This window comes from Taibaiella lutea (assembly GCF_008629695.1).
In the GTDB taxonomy this organism is placed as follows: Bacteria; Bacteroidota; Bacteroidia; order Chitinophagales; family Chitinophagaceae; genus Taibaiella; species Taibaiella lutea.
In genome coordinates, this window is sequence record NZ_VWSH01000003.1 from 128,274 (window position 1) to 147,756 (window position 19,483).

Sequence of the window (19,483 nt, forward strand, 5' to 3'; positions counted from 1 at the left end):
AGTTCAGGTTATTTTTCCATTACAGTTATAGGTGCGGCCTTCCGGCATGCACCTTATTTTTTTGATATCACATAAGCCATACATTCCGTACTTTTGCAGCCATATTTATAAAAAACATTACATTCAACTGATTATGCAAACAACACTAAGCGAACAGGAATTGGTTCGCAGAGAGAAACTTTCCAGATTGCAGGCAGCAGGTATTGATCCATACCCCGCCCCTTTGTATCCTGTGACACACCATTCTGCCGATATAAAGGCAGCGTTTACAGAAGAAAATAAGGAAGCATTCAGTAAGGTTTGCGTGGCAGGAAGAATTGTAAGCATCAATGATAAAGGAAAAGTATTTTTCATAAAAATCCAGGACAGCAAAGGAATTTTTCAATTGTATGTAAAACGCGATGAGCTTTGTCCTGACGAGGATAAATCTTTCTGGGAAAATGTAGTGAAACATGGCCTGGATTTAGGCGACATTATCGGCGCAACAGGCTATGTCTTTATTACAAAAACAGGAGAAACTTCTCTTCATACAGAAACAATCACCTTACTTTCAAAATCATTGAAACCTTTGCCGGTTGTGAAACGCGACGAAGACGGCAATGTTCACGATGCGGTTACTGACCCTGAATTCCGCTACCGTCAACGTTATGCGGATCTGATAGTTACTGATGGCGTTAAAGAAACTTTTGTGAAAATCACAAAGATGAAAAACGCTATCCGTGAATATCTGAACCAGCAAGGAGCATTGGAAGTAGATACCCCTGTATTGCAAAGCATTCCGGGCGGTGCTGCTGCGCGTCCTTTTATCACGCATCACAATGCATTGGACATTCCTTTGTATTTGCGTATTGCAAATGAACTTTACCTGAAACGCCTGATAGTAGGCGGTTTCGACTTTGTATATGAGTTCAGCCGTAACTTCCGTAATGAAGGTATGGACAGAACGCACAATCCGGAATTTACGGTATTGGAGTTCTACGTTGCCTATAAAGACTATTACTGGATGATGGAAACAACCGAGCAAATGTTGGAAAAAGTAGCGCTCGCTACCAATGATACAACCGTTGCAAAAGTTGGTGAAAATGAAATCAACTTCAAAGCGCCTTATGCCCGCGTAAGCATTTATGATGCTATCAAAGAGCATACAGGCTTTGATATAAGCGAAATGGACGAAGCAGGTTTGCGTGATGTCTGCAAGCAATTGAATATACCTGTTGCACCAAGCATGGGACGTGGTAAATTGATTGATGAAATCTTCGGAGAGAAATGCGAAAGCAATTATATCCAACCGACATTTATCATCGACTACCCTATCGAAATGAGCCCGCTGACTAAAAAGCACAGAACCAAAGCCGGATTGGTAGAGCGTTTCGAACTTATGGTTAACGGCAAGGAAGTGGCAAATGCATACAGCGAGTTGAATGACCCGATTGAACAGCGCGAACGTTTTGAAGACCAGCTGAGCCTTATGGAAAGAGGTGATGATGAAGCTATGTTCATCGACCATGATTTCTTACGTGCACTGGAATATGGTATGCCACCAACTGCCGGTATCGGTTTTGGAATTGACCGTCTGGCAATGATGCTTACCGGCCAATCTTCCATTCAGGATGTATTGTTCTTCCCGCAAATGCGCCCGGAAAAAGGATAATAACGAATCAAACAAAATCCTGTTAAGCCTGCGTAGCTTGACAGGATTTTTTATTTGAACCACATCTGTAAGATAAATCCGCTTTTACATCTGATACAACGGAATAAGATTATCTTGCTTCTTATTATAAAATGAATCGCTGAAAATGTTGCCTTCTATAAAAAATCTTTGCCCCGCTTTATTGCTTCTTATTGTCAGCATGCTTTCTTTTCGTGCGCATGCACAAAAGAAAGAATATATATTGACAGGCTATATGGGCGTGCAAGGTGGTGAATCTTTCCATTATGACATGAAGCTGAAAGATTCTGCGGGCAATATGCTGAGCGGTTACGCAAACACTTATTCCAAACCTGAAAATAATGTGAGGGCATACGTCGTAGCTGAAATAGACCGCGATGCAAGGACTATCCACATAAGGGAGAACACTATTGTAGAGAACAATTATTTTGTAAGCGAATACATCATCTGCCTTGTAGAGGCAAACCTTAAATTTTCCGGCACGGAGAAAACATTATCAGGGCCACTTATAACCATGACAGCCGGAAACGGCGCCAATTGCAGCAAGGGAAGCATCACTTTTTCTGACATGAATGAAATAAATGCATTGTTCAATCCTGCTGCTAAAGCAGCACCTCCCGCTGCTGTAACAACCGTTCCTAAAACAACGCCCAAACCACTCAAAATCGTTTATGATACGGCAAGCAAAAGCAAGCTCGTTATCGCAAGTCAGGTACCTGTTGTTCCGACGCAGGTAATCATCACTGAAGGTAAAGACAAGACTTATAACTGGAATAGTGATGAGGTAATATTAACTATATGGGATGGCAATACGGAAGACGGTGATAAAGTAACGATATCTTACAACGGCAATCCTGTTATAAAGGATTACGTACTTACGAAAAAGCAAAAGGAAATAAAATTACCTATTGGCGGTAATGAATTAAACATCATAAGCATCCAGGCTATTAATGAAGGAGGAGAGCCGCCCAATACTGCAAACATTACCATCAAAGACGGCGATACCGCGTATGATATTATTGCACACAATACCTTTGGTAAGACGGCTTTAATTAAAATCAGGAAAAAGCTGTAGGAATATTATTTTTGCGTACGCAAATAATAATGTTTTATGTTTCTAAAGATTGCCAAAGTACCCAAAGGACATTCCGTTTTTATCATTGATAATATTTCACAATTAAAGACACTTTCTTTTTCAAAAGAAGAAACAGTCTTTGCGGAGCAGCAAATCAAAAATGATAGAGGCATCATTCTCATCAATCACCTGGATGTTCAGTTGTTCATCGTTTATGTCAATCCTGAAAAGGAAAACTATCTCACAAAAGAGCTTTTGCGTAAACGTGGAGCTGCTTTGCAATTGCAGCTTACAGCATTATCTATAAAAGAAGTTGTCATTACCAATTGCGGGAAAGAACCTATGGCCGCATACCATGTTGTGGAAGGCCTGGTATTGGCAAACTACCAATTCCTGAAATATAAGGCGGATGCAAAAAAGCTTGCCAATTCCCTGAATGAAATTGCATTCGACAAACAAAGTATTACACTAAAAGATTTAAAGCAGTTACAAGCTATATGCGATGCTATTTATCATGTTCGGAATCTTGTAAATGAGCCGCTAAGCTATCTTACAGCAGAACAACTTGCGCAGGAAATAGGCAACCTTGGTAAAGAGGCGGGTTTTAAGGTAAGTGTTTTAGGCAAGGCCAAGTTGGAACAAATGAAGATGAATGGATTGCTTGCGGTTAATAAAGGCAGCATCTTACCTCCTACATTCACCATTATGGAACACAGGCCCACAAAGGCTATCAATAAGAAACCGATTGTACTGGTGGGTAAAGGCATCGTATATGATACCGGCGGTTTGAGCCTGAAGCCTACGCTTAATTCGATGGATAAGATGAAGAGCGATATGGGTGGTGCGGCATTGGTTACAGGTGTCATGTATGTAGCGGCACAACTGGATTTGCCTTTACACCTTATTGCTTTGGTACCCGCAACGGAAAACCGCCCGGGAGAAAATGCTTATGTGCCGGGCGATGTAATTACGATGTACAGCGGAACCACTGTTGAAGTGCTGAATACGGATGCCGAAGGCAGAATGGTGCTTGCAGATGCATTGCATTATGCAAAAAAATACAATCCTGAACTGGTTATAGATTTCGCAACCCTTACCGGAGCTGCATCACAGGCTGTTGCAGACGTGGCGATGGTTGCCATGGGAACGGCAGATATTTCGGTAAAAAGTAAAATGCACATCAGCGGGTACAATCAATATGAAAGATTAATAGAATACCCCTTATGGAGTGAATACGGAGAAATGATTAAATCGGATATTGCAGATCTGAAGAACGTGGGTGGCCCGAGAGGCGGTGCTATTACTGCAGGAAAATTTCTGGAACATTTCACCGATTATCCATGGATGCATTTTGACATTGCAGGCGTTTCCCATCATGATACAAGGAAAGATTACAGAACCGCGGGGGCTACGGCGTATGGGTTGCGCATGATGATTGATTTTTTGTTGAATTATGGGAAGTAAACCCCAACCCAGAGCTTCGCTCGTAACCTATCGGTTACCCCAAAGGGGAAGGGGACGCGGGAAAAAAGCTATTTAACCTCCCCTCATTCCCCTCCTTTGGAGGGGAATGAGGGGAGGTTAACAACCTAAACACATACGAAACATTTTTAAATAATAAAACAACACAACTTTTATGAAGAAAATTCTATTGAGTTTCATCGCCACAATGACCTTTTTTGGGTTGAAAGCTGATGAAGGTATGTGGATTCCGATGCTGATCGGGAAGAACTATGAAGAAATGCAGCGATTAGGCCTGAAGCTTACTGCAGATGATTTGTACAATGCCAATCATTCCAGCCTTAAAGATGCCATCGTTCAGTTTGGCGGCGGATGTACTGCGGAAATGATTTCTGCATCCGGCCTGTTGATTACAAACCATCACTGTGGTTACGGAAGCATTGCCGATGTCAGCACAGTAGAACACAACTATCTGGAAAATGGTTTCTGGGCCAAGCGCATGGACGAAGAAATTCCTGCTCCCGGCCTTACCGTAAAGTTCCTGGTACGCATGGAAGATGTCACTAATGACATGAACAAAGCGAACGTCGGCACTACCGAGGATAAGAAGAAAAAGTCATTTGACAAGATGAAAGATGCTCTGGAAAAGAAGGCTGCTGAAAACGGTAAATATACTGCTGTTGTTACGCCTTATTTCAACGGCAATCAATACATCCTGCTGGTGTATCAGATTTATACCGATGTTCGTCTGGTAGGTACGCCGCCAAAGGCTTTGGGTAAATATGGCGGTGATACGGACAACTGGATGTGGCCACGTCATACTGCCGATTTCTCTATGTTCCGCGTATATGCGGATGCCAATAATAATCCTGCAGCTTTCTCCAAAACCAATGTACCCTATAAGCCAAAGAAATTTTTGCCTGTAAGCATCGGCGGTGTGAAGGAAGCGGACTATACGATGATTATGGGTTATCCCGGCCGAACCAATCGTTATGAAACATCTTATGGTGTTGACTTATCGATCAATGAGCTGAATCCTTCTATCGTTAAGATACGCGATATGCGCCTTACTATTATGCGTGGTTATATGCGCAAAGATGCGGGCGTTAACCTGAAGCTTGCTTCTACTTACGCCAAGATTGCCAATTACTGGAAGTATTTCATAGGGCAGACAGAACAGTTGAAGAGACTGAATGTTATTGACGAAAAGCAGCAACAGGAAACCAATTTCACTGATTGGGCGAAAGCTAACAACAGTGATTATAACGGACTGATGTCAAGATTCAGCAAGCTTTATGTGGATTACAAGCCTTATGCCAAGCAAAGCATTTATTTCACAGAATGCTTCAAAGGTTCTGCATTGGCGGCCCTTGCTTCAAAAACAGATACCTTGTATCAATTGTTGTCTGATAAAAAATCTACGCCTATTGCTATTTCCAATGCAGTACAGGCTTTGAAGAAAGCACGTAAAGAAACCATGAAAGAGTTTGTGGCGGCTCCGGAGCAGGAAATATTTGCACGCACGGCAGAGATGTATTACAAGGATATACCTCAAAGCCAGCAACCGGACATCTTCCAGAAATTCATTTTCAAGCAGTTTGGAAGCAATGACTGGACCAAGACTTTCAATGACTTTGCAAACTATACTTTCCTGAATACTTTCTTATTGGATGATGTTAAGTTTGAAAACTTCTGCAGCAATCCTTCACTGGATAAAATGAATGCTGACCCGGCCATTCAGTACGCGCTTAGCTTCACCAAGAATTACAATGATAATTACAAACCTATCGTTGATGCGTTCAACAAGAACAAAGGCGAGTTAGCTAAAACTTATATCAAAGGACTGATGGAAATGAACAAAGGAAAAATGTTCTATCCTGATGCAAACAGCACGATGCGTATTTCTTACGGAACCGTTGGCGGGTACCGCCCGCAGGATGCCGTTAATTACGATTATTATACAACGATTGATGGCCTTCTGGCTAAATACAAACCTAATGATTATGAGTTCGGCCTTCCGGATGATTTCTTAACGCTTTGCAAGAATAAGGACTATGGCCGCTATGCAAATGAAAAAGGTGAACTGGTAACATGTTTCCTTACCAATAATGACATCACCGGTGGTAATAGCGGAAGCCCTGTTATCAATGCAAACGGTTCTTTGTTAGGCCTTGCGTTTGACGGCAACTGGGAAGCCATGAGCGGCGATATTGCTTTCGACAAAAAGTATAAGAAGACGATAGTGGTTGATATACGTTTTGTAATGTGGTTGATTGATAAGTATGGTGGTGCGCAGAATCTGATTAATGAAATGGTAGTTCAGTAATAAATAATCAAAATACAAGCGTCCGACACCTTAAGGTGTCGGACGCTTGTATTTTGATTATTTATCTCAACCAAATGAATAATTATTTAAGGTACCACTTTCAAACTAAAATTATAAATTTTAGCTTCAGTTGAAGCACTTTTAAATTCTAATGCCAACTGATATATTTCTCCAACAGGTGCATTAGCTGCATGAAATCCAATGCTAGTTGCGAAGTCAGGAGTTCCAACAATGTATGAGTTTTCAAGCACAATATGCGTTGATAAGACACCCCTCACTTGCATTTTTACTTCTTCTGCTGTTCCTGTTAAACGAGAAATTGATATTGGCATTGAAATACTATCTTTGGATGACATTGTTAGATCATGTACACCTTCTACAGAATAAGTAAATGTTTCAACTTTTGGTTCCTCCTTTTTCGAGCAAGAAAAAATAAATATTGATACTATTGATACTATTAATACAAATAAGAATGTCTTCATTTTTTTAAAATTTTCTGCAATGTAAGAAAATTTATATAGGCTAAACAAGGCACTAAAAAATCATTTAATAATAATTTATCAGGCAGACAATCACAATAAATTCCTCTTAAATGGCGATTTTTATCCTCTATTTTTTTTGTATTCAGATACATATTCATCACTTTTAGCAGTGCATTGAAATCGCCCATTTATTGTACCTTGAGTATAAGTAAAGTGATATGCTTTACTTTCTTTGGCTTAAGCACATTTGCAACAGTATTAAAAAGAATGCATTACTTACGGTAATAATATCTCTTTTTCTGGGAAATATTACTAAACTGAAGACATAGTATATATTCTAGAGGCCCCATGGGCTTTCAGAATCATAACTTTGATTATGATATAATTTCTATTATAAAAAATATGGTTTCCGATTCTGAACCAGTATCCCATTCTTCCGTCTTATTGCTTCTGTTTTAACAAATATTGTATTTTACAGCAGTAGCAATATTGCTGTTTTTCAACATTTTATGTGTAAATTGGGAAATATAATTACTATGTTATCTAATCTGTTTTTCTAAACTTTTTGTGTAAACAATTGTATTTATAATAACAATCAAAACCAATCATTAAATCATGGCAACAACAACCAAAACAAAAGCCACGACTGCTGAAAGTAAGGAAACCAATATCGGCATTGTGGAGTCCAACAAACAATCAGTAGCCGATGAGTTGAACAAACTTCTTTCCGATGAATTTGTTCTTTATACCAAGACAAGAAAATTTCACTGGAATGTGGAAGGGGCGCAATTCCATGACCTGCATCTCTTTTTTGAGAAACAATACAATCAGCTTGCGCTTATCATTGATGAAGTTGCCGAACGTGTAAGAAAACTGGGACATTATGCTTTAGGTTCGATGAAGCATTACCTGAAAGAAGCCTCTTTGCTGGAAAATGAAGACAAGGCCAATACTGCTGAAAGCATGTTGCAGGAATTACTGGATGACCATGAAACTATTATAAGGCGTTTACGTTCTGATATTGAAAAGTTTCAGGATAAATATAAAGATGCGGGCAGCGCAGATTTCATTACGGGATTGGTAGAACAACATGAAACAATGGCCTGGATGCTGCGGGCTACCGCTAAAAGATAAAACAATAAGGTTGTTTTATTGTTGAATTGCAAAAATTGCTTTCTTGATGTGCGAACCATTTGCATTTGATTATAAAGGATGAAAAACAATTAAACCATAGAACAATTAAACCATTTAAATTATCATTACCTAAAACTAAGACAATGGCAGATATACAAGATATGAACGAACACCCGAGATTTGCAACCGTGACGGAAGCTATGGCATGGCTGGAATCGAAGGGATATACTTATGATTTCAATCTTGATAATGATTGCATAAGTTACGACGGAGGTCAGAAGAGACTGAATCCTGAGGATTTCAATATTGATATGATGTTCCGTTTTGAAGGGGCAACAGACCCGGGCGATGAGAACATCGTTTACGCTATTTCATCGGGAACACATGATGTAAAGGGTATCCTCATGAATGCTTTCGGGGTGTATTCCGACCCGATATCAGATAAGATGATAAAGAAACTGGCTACGCATTAAACCGTAGTCTTTTGTTAAGAATAGGTGGAGCCGCATATATTTTGCGGCTTTATCTATTTTCAGGAAACATATTATGGCTCATCATCCCTTCCCCCTTCATCTCGTCATCTCGACCCGAGTGTTTTAATGAAGCGATAGCGGAATTAAAACACGAAGCGGAGAGATCTCCCGGGGCTGAGTTAACTCAACGCTTGGGAGATCTCTCCGCTCCATAAAAATCACTTGCTGTCGCTGCGTGATTTTTATTCCGGTCGAGATGACGGGGTAATAATAATAAGAGAGGCACATGGTGTTGTGCCTCTCCTTTTTTATAATGTAAACAAAGCCTTATTGATGAAAAGGATAACGATAATTCGTTACCGGAACATAAGTTTCTTTGATAGTACGTGCGCTCAACCAACGGAATAAGTTCAGGATAGAACCTGCTTTATCATTCGTACCGGAAGCTCTTGCTCCGCCAAAAGGTTGCTGGCCCACTACTGCGCCGGTCGGCTTATCGTTGATATAGAAATTACCTGCTGCATTTACTAATTTCTTAGTCAGGAATTCAATAACGTTGCGGTCTTGTGCAAAGATAGCTCCCGTTAATGCGTAACCTGATGTATGGTCAACTTTGTCTAAGATACCTTCCCAATTATCGGCATCATAAACGTGGATAGTCAATACCGGTCCGAATAATTCATCGCACATCGTAACATAATCCGGCGTTTTTGCTTCGATTACTGTCGGCTCGATGAAATAACCTTTTGACTTGTCGTAAGAACCACCGTGAATAATTTCGGCATCTGCACTACCCTTCACGCCATCAATGTATTTCACTAAGCCATCAAAAGATTTTTCGTCGATAACTGCATTGATGAAATTGCTGAAATCATCAACGACACCCATTTTCAATGTCTTCAATTCGGCAATGAACTTGGTTTTTGCTTCTTCGGCAATATTGGATGGCAAATAAACTCTTGAAGCAGCAGAACATTTTTGCCCCTGATATTCAAAAGCGCCACGAACCATATTGGCAACTACTGAATCTACATTAGCAGAAGGATGCGCAAAGATGAAATCCTTACCACCGGTTTCACCTACAATGCGTGGATAAGTTTTGTATTTCGCAATGTTATTACCGATGGTCTTCCACATTTGCTGGAACACACCTGTAGAACCTGTGAAGTGTACACCTGCAAAATCAGGATGCGCAAAACAGATATCGCCAACTACTGGTCCGCTTGTATATACCAGGTTGATAACGCCATCAGGCAATCCTGCTTCTTTCAGTATTTCCATGAAAACAGAAGCAGAATAAATTTGTGTGTTGGCAGGTTTCCAAACTACTACGTTTCCGCACATGGCGGCAGAGGTAGGTAAGTTACCGCCAATCGCTGTAAAGTTGAAAGGCGTAACGGCCAATACGAAACCTTCCAATGCGCGGTATTCCATACGGTTGTTGAAACCTTCAGGAGAAATAGGTTGCTGGCTGTAAATCTGGCTTAAGAAGTGAACATTGAAACGCAGGAAATCTATCAATTCACATGCGCTGTCAATCTCGGCCTGAAATGCATTTTTACTTTGTCCCAACATCGTAGCAGCATTCATCCTGAAACGATATTTGTTTGCCAGTAATTCGGCGGCTTTCATAAAAACGGCAGCACGATGTTCCCAGCTTGTATTTGCCCAGCTTTCTCTTGCAGCAAGTGCAGCAGCAATCGCATCTTTCACATGGCTTTCATCGCCGGCATGAAACTGACCCAATACATGCGCCAATTCATGAGGCGGACGGATTTCTTTTGTGTTACCACTGCGTACTTCCTGTCCGTTGATATACATCGGAATGTCTCTTTGCTGCGCTTTCAATTCAGCTAAAGCAGCTTTCAATTGTTTTGCATCTTCCGAACCCGGTGCATAACTGCGAACCGGTTCATTTTTCGGCTCGGCAAAATAAAAATATCCGTTATTCATTTGTAAGAAATTGTTTTAAGATTTTGGAAGCGCAAAGATAAATATTAATTATGGAAGGGAAGAATAGGGCGAAACAAATCGGGTATTCGGAATGTCTATAAAGTTGTTGCCTGCACCATCAAACCATAAAATTGCCTTAAATCCTACGTTATCAAGAAAAAAGCCCCGTTCTCAAAAACGAATCAAACAGCATCATTTTTCATCATATATTCGTATTTACAGGTAACCGGTAAAACAATTCAGCTCTTCAATTACCATCAATTAAGTCATCATTTAACCACCAAGCATCATGACAAAGAAATTATTTTGTTTCATTCCGATGTTAATGTTTATAACATTAACCAACTTTGCGCAAAGTCCATCCTTTACTTCCTTTATTCATAGCGGCGACAGTTGTTTATCGAATACTCCTGAACATTTGATACGCGTTTACGGTTCAGTTACCAATGCGGATAACGCCATGGATATAACCATATATTGGGGCGATGGGACATCAATAAATCCACAAATAATTTTTTCTACAGGTCTTCCTCCAAGTGCAATATTTTATCCTTCCCATACTTATTTACTGCCGGGAATATATACAGCCATCGCTGTTTTGTTCGATGCTAACGGAGATCCGGTTGATAGTAGTCAATTAACCATAAATGCATTTTGTCATTCTGTTATGGGTAAAGTTTACAAACGAAATGATGCAAATTGTGCTTTTGACCCTGGCACTGACAATCTTCTTAATATTTTTCAAAAGATAGAGGTTAGGAAAAACAATATACCGATTGATACTTTTGTTGCAAATTCACAATATCATTATAGCATTCCTCAAGTAGATTTCACATCTGAATTTAGCTTTCATCCATTAAATACGTCAGATTATCAACAAGTTTGCCCGGGTGTTAACAGTCCCTATAAAGTAAGGTTAGATACACTTAATGGTTTGAATAACAATATGGATTATGCTTATGAATGTAACGCAACAGCTTCTCCGGATCTATTTGTGTATATGTCGGGTTATCTCAGGTTTGTCAATAATTCTTCTTTAACCATCACTACCGGCAATCTATCGTGTACGCCACAAAATGGGACAGTAACATTGAATATCGATCCACAATATACTTATTACACTGCATCTTTAACTCCTGCAAGCGTCAACGGACAAACTGTTACATGGAATCTAACCAACCTTTCCGGCAATAATTATCCACATATTTCTGTAATACTTCACCCTGCTGATACATTAACACCCGGCGATACTTCATGTCATACAGTATCAATTACTCCAATTGCAGGAGATATAAATGTAGCGAACAACACTTACACTTTCTGCGATACCATTCATGCATCTTATGACCCTAATGAGAAAAAAGTTTCTCCTATGGGAGATATTGCCGCAGGACAACTATTAACCTATACAATCAATTTTGAAAACCTTGGAAACGATACTGCTTTCAATATTCACATCGTTGATACGCTTTCGGCTAACGTTGATCCGAGCTCTTTTGAAATTATTGCAAGTTCCCATCATGTCAATACCGATTTGTTTGATTACGGTACAACCAAAATTGTAAAATTTGAATTTAACAATATCAATCTTGAAGACAAAGACCATCCTGATGGCAATAAGGGATTTGTGATGTATAGGGCAAAAGCAAAAAGCAATCTGGTTGCAGGCAGTGAAGTGAAAAACACGGCTCATGTCTTTTTTGACATTAATCCTGCTATTGTAACAAATACAGTTTCCAATAAAATTCCGATTCCTAACGGAATCAAAGAAGTTGGCAAATATGACGGATTAAAAATCTATCCTAATCCTGCAAAGAGTATGGTAACTATTGAAAATAAAGACGGGCTTTTCAATCAGGTAAAAATATTTAACGCAATTGGTCAGGTGATTAAGGAAGTAGCCTTAAAAAATGGGATTAATAAAGTAGATGTGTCAGCAATGAATGCAGGTATTTATTACTTGATCATTAACGGAAATAATGGCGCGCGTTCTATAAAGTTTGTGAAACTGTAATTTATGGTCCATTGTTTTCATACAAAAATAAATGGGGTGGCCAAAAGCTACCCCATTCCTTATGTGCCATGCCTTTAAATTTAAATATCTGAATTAGTATAAAAGCAGTAAAATAATTCAAAGTAAACAGATGCGCGATGTATAGTTCAGAATTTTATTTTCCTTCCGGATAAGGGTATTTTAATTTTTTGACCTCTTAGGTATATTCTCACAAATCATTAAAAAACAACAACCTTATGAAAAAGATTTTCTTTCTCCTTCTGTGCTTTATAACAGCAGGAACAACGGCATTAAATGCCCAAACCTGCAATGCAGCTTTTGGCTGGCAGGCAAACCCAAATGGCAATAACATATGGAATGTGGATTTCTACAATAGCTCAAGCTCCAGCTCTGGTTCCAATACTTATAGTATGTGTACTATTAATTACGGAGACGGAAGTGCGGTGCAATATTTTGGTACGGGTTCTCCTTCCACAAGCCATAATTACGCTAACTCCGGCACCTATAACGTTACCGTAAGCATCCAAACGTACGACAGTAGTTCAAGCGGAAATACCATTGTTTGTAGTGATGTAGAAACACAAGTAGTAACTATAAGCGGTTCAGCTTGTGCCTCAACGGTAGCTACACAAAACAACGGCAGCGGTTCTTATACTTTCACTGCTACCAATCCTGCAGGTACATCAGGTATGACTTATTCATGGGATTTTGGTGATGGCAATACGGGTTCAGGCAATCCTGTAACGCATACTTATTCAACAGGCGGAAATTATACTGTAACGCTTACAAGCACAGGTGGCGGATGTAGTTACACTAACGCACAAGCTGTCAATTATTTTTCATCTACTTTTAATTGCAGCAGCGCGACTGCAGGTTTTACAAGTACTGTAAACAATTCTCTTGTTCAGTTTACCAATACTTCTTCGGGCAACCAGAATGTACCCGGAACTATGTATCAGGGAAGCTGGGACTTTGGAGACGGTACAACTTCAACTTTCAATTACCCGAATACTTATACAGCCAGCCCTACCCACAATTATACAAGCACCGGAACTTACAGCGTTACACTTACTTATGAATGGGTGGACAGTTCAGGCAATCAGGTATTGTGCACTAAAACAGCAACAAATAGCGTTACTGTTACCAATCTGACCAATTATATTGACGGATACATCTGGGGCGATACAGCTTACAACAATCCGGGAGGTTTTACTTCAGACGTAAAAGTATGGCTTATCGTACATGATGCAAATGCCAATACATTGACTGCCGTAGATTCTGTTGCCTTATTGTTCACACCTTTTTCCGGCACACATTATCAGTTTGACAATGTTCCGGCAGGAGATTATTTGGTTAAGGCGGCTGTTCAGGGACAAACAGCGGGAACGACAGGTTGGTTACCAACATATCACGACGCAAGCGTTTACTGGACTAATGCAAATACTATTAACCATACCGGAAATATAAGTACCGACAGAAATATCAATATGCAAAGCGGTACAGTAACTTCCGGCCCGGGATTCATTGGTGGTAATATCAGTGCAGGTGCAGGAAAAGGAACAGGCACTGGTGTAGAAGGTATGCTTGTTTATTTAAGAGGCAACAATAATCAGTTAATTGCGCTTGCCTTTACGAATGCAGAGGGTGACTATTCGTTCTCCAACATTCCGACAGGTACTTACAGCGTATATCCTGAAGCAATCAATTATGCCACTACACCATATAACACGATTAACGTAACAGCGTCACAAGCACATGTTTCAGCTATTGACTTTGAACAAACAAATGATGAGATTAAACCAAAGAATACAACTGGCATTACAAAAGTGAGTGAAAAGGACGGCCTGAAAATCTATCCGAATCCTGCAAAGAATTCATTTACTATTGATAATCAAAACGGTCTTTTCAACGAGGTTAAAATCATGAATGCAGTAGGTCAGCTGATTAAAGAAATCAGCCTGAAAAACGGCATCAATAAGGTGGATGTTTCTGAAATGAATGCAGGTATCTATTACCTATTGATTAGCGGTAACGATAGTTCCCGTTCTATGAAGCTTGTGAAGCAATAATTTTGGTAAAAGTAAGTATGATAAAAGCCATCTCTAAATTTGAGATGGCTTTTAGTTTTATCTGTAATCTTCCAGAATATCAAGATATAAATTCTCTACTTTTTTACGTGCCCAATCTGTTTTGCGTAAAAATTTAAGGCTGCTGTTCATGCTTGGTTTATTGATAAAACAATTGATTGGAATATTAATGCCTAATTGCTCCCAGCCGCCATAGTATTCCAACAGATAATCGAGTATCATTTTAAGCGTTTTGCCATGTAGCGGGTCATTGGATGCCTGTCTGTTATTTTCCTGTGTCACCATCTTACTTTTCTGTTTCTTCCATTCTTTTTGCTTTTGCGTCTCTTAAAAACTCTGATGCAAAAATGAAATTGTTTAATAATTCGTCCTTACTGAAAATAATGTCTTTATTGGAGCCTTCCCATTGTTTTTTGCCCTGATGCATATATACAATATGGTCGCCGCTTTCCATAACCGTATTCATATCATGAGTATTAATAACGGTTGTGATATTATATTCCTTTGTCAATTCACTTATCAACTGGTCAATAACCATAGATGTTTGCGGGTCGAGGCCTGAGTTAGGTTCATCACAGAAAAGATATTTGGGATTCAGTACCAGGGCTCTTGCCAGGGCTACCCTTTTCTTCATACCGCCACTTATTTCAGACGGAAACTTTTTGTTTGAATCTTTAAGGTTTACCCTGTCCAGAACTTCCTGTACTCTTCTTATTTTTTCCCTGTAACGTTGAGTGGTAAACATATCGAGCGGAAACATCACATTATCCTGCACTGTTTTGCTATCGAATAAGGCGGAACCCTGAAATAACATGCCTATTTGCTGGCGCACTTCTTTCTTTTCCTTTTCTTCCATCTGTATAATGTCCTGCCCTTCATACAAAATCTGACCTGCATCAGGCTGAAACAATCCAATCATACACTTCATCAATACTGTTTTACCACTTCCGCTGGTTCCGATAATCAGGTTTGTTTTGCCGGCTTCCATTTTGAAACTTACATCCTGCAAAACCTTTTTGTCTCCGAAACTTTTCTCTACGTTTTTTACTTCTATCATAATTGCCGGCTATTATTTTTCAGGTTGCATTTAGCTAAACAAAAAAGCGTATCACATTGAGGTGATACGCAAATGTAAAGAATAACATAGCAAAAGCAATAATGTTGTTCTTCTTATAATTTCTAATCTGATTAAAGGCTTTTAGCGTCTTCCAGGAATTTTGCCAACCCGATATCTGTCAATGGGTGGTTCAACAAACCAACGATAGAGCTTAAAGGACAAGTGCAAATGTCGGCGCCTACTTCAGCACATTGAACAATGTGTAACGGCGTACGGATAGAGGCAGCAAGCACTTCAGTCATGTAACCTTGTGTATTGTATAAATCTACGATTTGCTTGATTAAGGCAACGCCATCCCAGGTAGCATCATCAATGCGGCCAATAAATGGAGAAACCATTGTTGCACCTGCTTTTGCAGCCATAATAGCTTGTCCGGCAGAGAATACTAATGTACAATTGGTTTGAATTTCGTTATCGGAAAAATATTTGATTGCCTTGATGCCTTCTTTTATCATTGGTATTTTCACAACGATATTATCATGCAAGGCAGCCAGCTTTTCGCCTTCGGCAACCATTCCTTTGAAATCTGTAGCAATCACTTCCGCACTTACAGGGCCATCCACAATAGCACAGATATCTTTATAGTGTTTCATGATTGCATCCTGACCTTTAATGCCTTCTTTGGCCATTAACGACGGATTGGTTGTTACGCCATCAAGAATACCTAAATCGTGTGCTTCCTGAATTTGGGCAAGATTGGCTGTGTCAATAAAGAATTTCATATTTGATTCTGCTTATTTTACTTATTGTAGAGGAGAAAGGGTCGGAGATAATATTGTTCTTTTGATTGTAGCAACAGAAGAAAATAAAAAATGGCAAGTTACTTATATCGCACCGCTCAACCGCTTATCCTTGCTGCATTCCTGCCCTGGGGAGGTTCAGCAGGAGCTGGTCGTATAAGACTTGCCGCGGCAAATGTACGCCCCCTTTTTGAGATAATAAAATTTAATTGTGAAGTTTTCCGATAATTGATGGTTTTAATGATCTCCGAATATAAATTCAAAGTCATTGCGGCTCCTTTAAAACTGCAATTAACTGATACATTTCCTGCGATTTATCATCTTGTTGTGTGTTTTCATAAGTCAAAGCCATCTCTTCCAACATTCTTACTATAACAGCTTTATTAGACAATGGCTGGAAAAATTGCTCTTCGTGGCCTGCTTTTATTTTTTTCAGATAAATCTCTACGTCATTCTGCGTATATACCATACCATTTACAGGATCGATATAAAACTGAATGGTTTGTAAAGGTTCCGTATCCGGTGTAAGAAAGCTGTATTGTGTATCGAAAAATGCAATTACAAACTGGCGGGGTAAGCCGACTGCAAAAATGGGAATATCCAACAACTCACATAAAGCCAGGTAAATAACCCCTATTGAAAAAGCATTGCCTTGCTTGCTTTCCAGCGTATGGTTAATAAAAAAAAGATTGGGATCTCTTTCTGTAATCTCATGTCCCTGCAATTTGTAATAATTGTACAAAATGCTGTTCACAATATTGATTTGCTCCAGCGGAGTAAGATAAGAATTGAGTTCCAGCCAGATATTACGCCGCATCTGATCTAATTGTTTCAGAAATGTCTGCGTATTCAAATCGGGATAACGATACTTTGCAAGCAATAATGCTCCTTTAAAAAGAGAGGGTAATTCTTCTTTTCCCCATGCGGCAAGTTCTTGTTGCAGCTCCGTAAACAATGCTCTATGAATCAGATGTTCAATTCTGTATTGAACATTTTCATCTTCCGTCGCTTCCCACAATTGCTCCAAATTCGGAATAATTTCCTTGCCATAACCCAATAGTCGATTCGCTACCGTTTCAAAAACCTCCGTATCCGGGTCATCAACCAAATGAAGCAAAGCTGTTATTTCCTTATTCAACTGCATACAATCAATATTCATTTATTATGCTAAAATACTCGATTTAAAGCAAATATTCCCGGTTTTTGCCGAAAACCTTACTGCTGTAAAACCGATTACTTTAAATTTTTCACTAAAACAATACCGTAAAATCAAGTATGGATCGGGCACGTTTTAATTTAACTTTTACCTGATCACCGGTTTTAAAATTGGCAATTGCCTTTTTGTAAGAATCTATATCAGTGATATTAAAATTGGCGATTTGTAAAATAATATCACCTTGCAAAATTCCTGCTTTAGCGGCAGGCATGTCACCAATTAAACCATCCACCTTTACTCCTACATCCTTAAAATTATAATCTGGCAAAACACCGAAATTGACTTTGCCGCTTTCTTCCTGAACAATTTTTGTTGCCTGATAAGTAGCGAATAAAGGAGTTGGTTGAGCTTCCATTGCCTGTGTTACTCCTAAAACATAATCAACAACATCTCTAATCCCTATAAAGTTTAAGGAAGGTACATCATCGCTGGCCTGATGATAATTAGGATCGGGTCCCGATGAAAAAGAAAGAACCGGCAGGCCAATTTTATAAAATGAAGATTCGTCTGAAGAAACTGCAGCAGCACTATCTTTTATGAGCTTGAAATTAGACTTAATGCCTGTAAAAGCAGGATTCCAACTCAAAGAACTTCCAACTCCGTTAACCCAGAGATATCGGTTGATAGCAGCGAAACGACCTACCATATTAAGGTTGATCATGTAAGCGAAAGCACTTTTTGAAAAGTCAGAAGCATCTACAAAGGCGCGGGAACCCAACATACCATACTCCTCGGCCGAAAATGCTATGAATAAGTAATTGTATTTTTTACCGGGTTGTTGTTTCAGCTTATTTGCCAAGGCCAACATTGCAGCTACGCCACTTGCATTGTCGTTAGCACCATTATAAATTGCTTTTGAATTGCTTTTTGTATCAAAGAAGTCCGTACCATTTCCTAAATGGTCATAATGTGCAGCGATTATAACAGTTTGTGTAGCATTGTTATTGATGATTCCCATTACATTGGTGCCTGATTTATATAATTTCTTATACACAATGTTCACCAAAATCGGCTGCATGACTTTCATATTGGCAATATGCAAATCATAAATCTTCTTACTTACAAGTAACACAGGTATATTTAAACGTTCGCCCGCAAATACTCCTTTTTTATAGGCCGGGAAAAATTTGCCGCCATAGTTATCATAAAACAAAACAGAGGTTGCTCCACGTTCTGCTGCTGTTTTTGCCTTTTTATAGGATTCTGCCTCCCAGTTATAGTTAGGATTTTTTGCATCATTCTCAGTTTCATATAACGGAATAATCCAGGGACTGCCGGCTTCTTTACTATCAGGCAAAACATAATTTTCATCTTTTCCTCCAATAGAGTAACTGGCAGGAAAGGCATCTTCCGGAACAGATATAAAACGGTTATTGATACTGAATCTTACTTCAGGAGAAAGCTCCGAACCTCTTTCAAATTTAAAAGACCGGTTATAGGATTTTCCATAAGGGAGCAAGCCAATTTGAGCCATTCGCTTTTGAATATATGTACCGGCCAGCATTTCGCCATTGGTACCGGTCAATCTTCCTTCCAATGCATCAGAAGCCAGATAATTTATATCGGCGTGCAATTGCTTATCGACGGCTTCATTCTCCAGTTTTGTATCTGCAGCGGGGTCTTTTCCCGGAATAACTTTTTTCCATATCTGAGCTTCCACCTGAAAGCTATATGCTGTACATAAAAAGGAAAGAAGAAATACCCGAAGAAAAAGGCTCATTAAAATATAATTAAGG

15 protein-coding genes and 1 other RNA gene are annotated in these 19,483 nt (G+C 39.4%); 8 read left to right on the forward strand and 8 right to left on the reverse strand.

Translation table 11 applies throughout. The features are described 5' to 3' along the window. Positions 1 to 133: 133 nt before the first annotated feature. The 4 genes from lysS (at position 134) to F0919_RS11730 (ending at position 6,531) form a co-directional block, all read left to right on the forward strand. A complete protein-coding gene (gene lysS / locus F0919_RS11715; RefSeq protein ID WP_150032955.1) occupies positions 134 to 1,651 on the forward strand; it encodes a lysine--tRNA ligase in 1,518 nt (505 codons plus the stop codon). Between the two features lie 145 nt (positions 1,652 to 1,796). Continuing rightward, the gene (locus F0919_RS11720) at positions 1,797 to 2,744 is read left to right on the forward strand and encodes a hypothetical protein (protein WP_150032956.1); all 948 of its coding nucleotides are present in this window, start codon (positions 1,797 to 1,799) and stop codon (positions 2,742 to 2,744) included. A 36-nt stretch (positions 2,745 to 2,780) separates the two neighbouring features. Next, entirely contained in the window at positions 2,781 to 4,208 is a 1,428-nt protein-coding gene (locus F0919_RS11725) for a leucyl aminopeptidase family protein (RefSeq protein WP_150032957.1), read from the forward strand. Positions 4,209 to 4,380: 172 nt separating this feature from the next. Further along, positions 4,381 to 6,531 (forward strand): S46 family peptidase, encoded by a 2,151-nt coding sequence (locus F0919_RS11730; RefSeq protein WP_150032958.1) that lies wholly within the window; start codon positions 4,381 to 4,383, stop codon positions 6,529 to 6,531. Positions 6,532 to 6,617: 86 nt separating this feature from the next. On the opposite strand, the gene F0919_RS11735 is transcribed toward F0919_RS11730, so the two are convergent. After that, a complete protein-coding gene (locus F0919_RS11735) occupies positions 6,618 to 7,013 on the reverse strand; it encodes a hypothetical protein (RefSeq protein ID WP_150032959.1) in 396 nt (131 codons plus the stop codon). A gap of 615 nt (positions 7,014 to 7,628) precedes the next feature. Between F0919_RS11735 and F0919_RS11740 the strand changes: the two genes are divergently transcribed. Then, the gene (locus F0919_RS11740) at positions 7,629 to 8,147 is read left to right on the forward strand and encodes a Dps family protein (protein ID WP_150032960.1); all 519 of its coding nucleotides are present in this window, start codon (positions 7,629 to 7,631) and stop codon (positions 8,145 to 8,147) included. A 143-nt stretch (positions 8,148 to 8,290) separates the two neighbouring features. Further along, on the forward strand, positions 8,291 to 8,620 hold the full coding sequence (locus F0919_RS11745) for a phosphoribosylpyrophosphate synthetase (protein WP_150032961.1): 330 nt from the start codon (positions 8,291 to 8,293) through the stop codon (positions 8,618 to 8,620). A gap of 327 nt (positions 8,621 to 8,947) precedes the next feature. Here F0919_RS11745 and pruA read toward each other — a convergent pair whose 3' ends face one another. Beyond that, a complete protein-coding gene (pruA, locus tag F0919_RS11750; protein WP_150032962.1) occupies positions 8,948 to 10,573 on the reverse strand; it encodes an L-glutamate gamma-semialdehyde dehydrogenase in 1,626 nt (541 codons plus the stop codon). A gap of 289 nt (positions 10,574 to 10,862) precedes the next feature. On the opposite strand from pruA, the gene F0919_RS11755 reads away from it, so the two are divergent. Together F0919_RS11755 and F0919_RS18775 are read left to right on the forward strand one after the other, a co-directional pair. Next, positions 10,863 to 12,587: a DUF7619 domain-containing protein gene (locus tag F0919_RS11755; protein ID WP_150032963.1), complete on the forward strand. Its 1,725-nt coding sequence runs from the start codon at positions 10,863 to 10,865 to the stop codon at positions 12,585 to 12,587. A 236-nt stretch (positions 12,588 to 12,823) separates the two neighbouring features. After that, positions 12,824 to 14,656 (forward strand): PKD domain-containing protein, encoded by a 1,833-nt coding sequence (locus F0919_RS18775; protein ID WP_150032964.1) that lies wholly within the window; start codon positions 12,824 to 12,826, stop codon positions 14,654 to 14,656. Positions 14,657 to 14,713: 57 nt separating this feature from the next. Here the strand turns inward: F0919_RS18775 and F0919_RS11765 are convergent, their stop codons facing one another. The 6 genes from F0919_RS11765 to F0919_RS11790 all read right to left on the reverse strand — a co-directional run bounded on the left by F0919_RS11765 (position 14,714) and on the right by F0919_RS11790 (position 19,467). After that, complete coding sequence (locus tag F0919_RS11765; protein ID WP_150032965.1) at positions 14,714 to 14,959, reverse strand: VF530 family protein; 246 nt, start codon at positions 14,957 to 14,959, stop codon at positions 14,714 to 14,716. Position 14,960: 1 nt separating this feature from the next. After that, the gene (locus F0919_RS11770; protein ID WP_150032966.1) at positions 14,961 to 15,731 is read right to left on the reverse strand and encodes an ABC transporter ATP-binding protein; all 771 of its coding nucleotides are present in this window, start codon (positions 15,729 to 15,731) and stop codon (positions 14,961 to 14,963) included. 131 nt (positions 15,732 to 15,862) lie between these two features. Next, positions 15,863 to 16,513 carry a fructose-6-phosphate aldolase gene (fsa, locus tag F0919_RS11775; RefSeq protein WP_150032967.1) on the reverse strand — a complete coding sequence of 217 codons (651 nt, stop codon included), beginning with the start codon at positions 16,511 to 16,513 and terminating at the stop codon, positions 15,863 to 15,865. An 88-nt stretch (positions 16,514 to 16,601) separates the two neighbouring features. Further along, positions 16,602 to 16,700, reverse strand: an RNA gene (ffs, locus tag F0919_RS11780) — signal recognition particle sRNA small type. Positions 16,701 to 16,796: 96 nt separating this feature from the next. Further along, positions 16,797 to 17,675 carry a transglutaminase-like domain-containing protein gene (locus F0919_RS11785; RefSeq protein WP_190277367.1) on the reverse strand — a complete coding sequence of 293 codons (879 nt, stop codon included), beginning with the start codon at positions 17,673 to 17,675 and terminating at the stop codon, positions 16,797 to 16,799. Positions 17,676 to 17,781: 106 nt separating this feature from the next. Continuing rightward, complete coding sequence (locus F0919_RS11790; RefSeq protein ID WP_150032969.1) at positions 17,782 to 19,467, reverse strand: M20/M25/M40 family metallo-hydrolase; 1,686 nt, start codon at positions 19,465 to 19,467, stop codon at positions 17,782 to 17,784. Positions 19,468 to 19,483 lie beyond the last annotated feature (16 nt).

Coding starts and splice junctions, on each gene's coding strand:
- lysS (WP_150032955.1), top strand. CDS start 134: ATGCAAACAACACTAAGCGAACAGGAATTGGTTCGCAGAGAGAAACTT.
- F0919_RS11720 (WP_150032956.1), top strand. CDS start 1,797: ATGTTGCCTTCTATAAAAAATCTTTGCCCCGCTTTATTGCTTCTTATT.
- F0919_RS11725 (WP_150032957.1), top strand. CDS start 2,781: ATGTTTCTAAAGATTGCCAAAGTACCCAAAGGACATTCCGTTTTTATC.
- F0919_RS11730 (WP_150032958.1), top strand. CDS start 4,381: ATGAAGAAAATTCTATTGAGTTTCATCGCCACAATGACCTTTTTTGGG.
- F0919_RS11735 (WP_150032959.1), bottom strand. CDS start 7,013: ATGAAGACATTCTTATTTGTATTAATAGTATCAATAGTATCAATATTT.
- F0919_RS11740 (WP_150032960.1), top strand. CDS start 7,629: ATGGCAACAACAACCAAAACAAAAGCCACGACTGCTGAAAGTAAGGAA.
- F0919_RS11745 (WP_150032961.1), top strand. CDS start 8,291: ATGGCAGATATACAAGATATGAACGAACACCCGAGATTTGCAACCGTG.
- pruA (WP_150032962.1), bottom strand. CDS start 10,573: ATGAATAACGGATATTTTTATTTTGCCGAGCCGAAAAATGAACCGGTT.
- F0919_RS11755 (WP_150032963.1), top strand. CDS start 10,863: ATGACAAAGAAATTATTTTGTTTCATTCCGATGTTAATGTTTATAACA.
- F0919_RS18775 (WP_150032964.1), top strand. CDS start 12,824: ATGAAAAAGATTTTCTTTCTCCTTCTGTGCTTTATAACAGCAGGAACA.
- F0919_RS11765 (WP_150032965.1), bottom strand. CDS start 14,959: ATGGTGACACAGGAAAATAACAGACAGGCATCCAATGACCCGCTACAT.
- F0919_RS11770 (WP_150032966.1), bottom strand. CDS start 15,731: ATGATAGAAGTAAAAAACGTAGAGAAAAGTTTCGGAGACAAAAAGGTT.
- fsa (WP_150032967.1), bottom strand. CDS start 16,513: ATGAAATTCTTTATTGACACAGCCAATCTTGCCCAAATTCAGGAAGCA.
- F0919_RS11785 (WP_190277367.1), bottom strand. CDS start 17,675: ATGCAGTTGAATAAGGAAATAACAGCTTTGCTTCATTTGGTTGATGAC.
- F0919_RS11790 (WP_150032969.1), bottom strand. CDS start 19,467: ATGAGCCTTTTTCTTCGGGTATTTCTTCTTTCCTTTTTATGTACAGCA.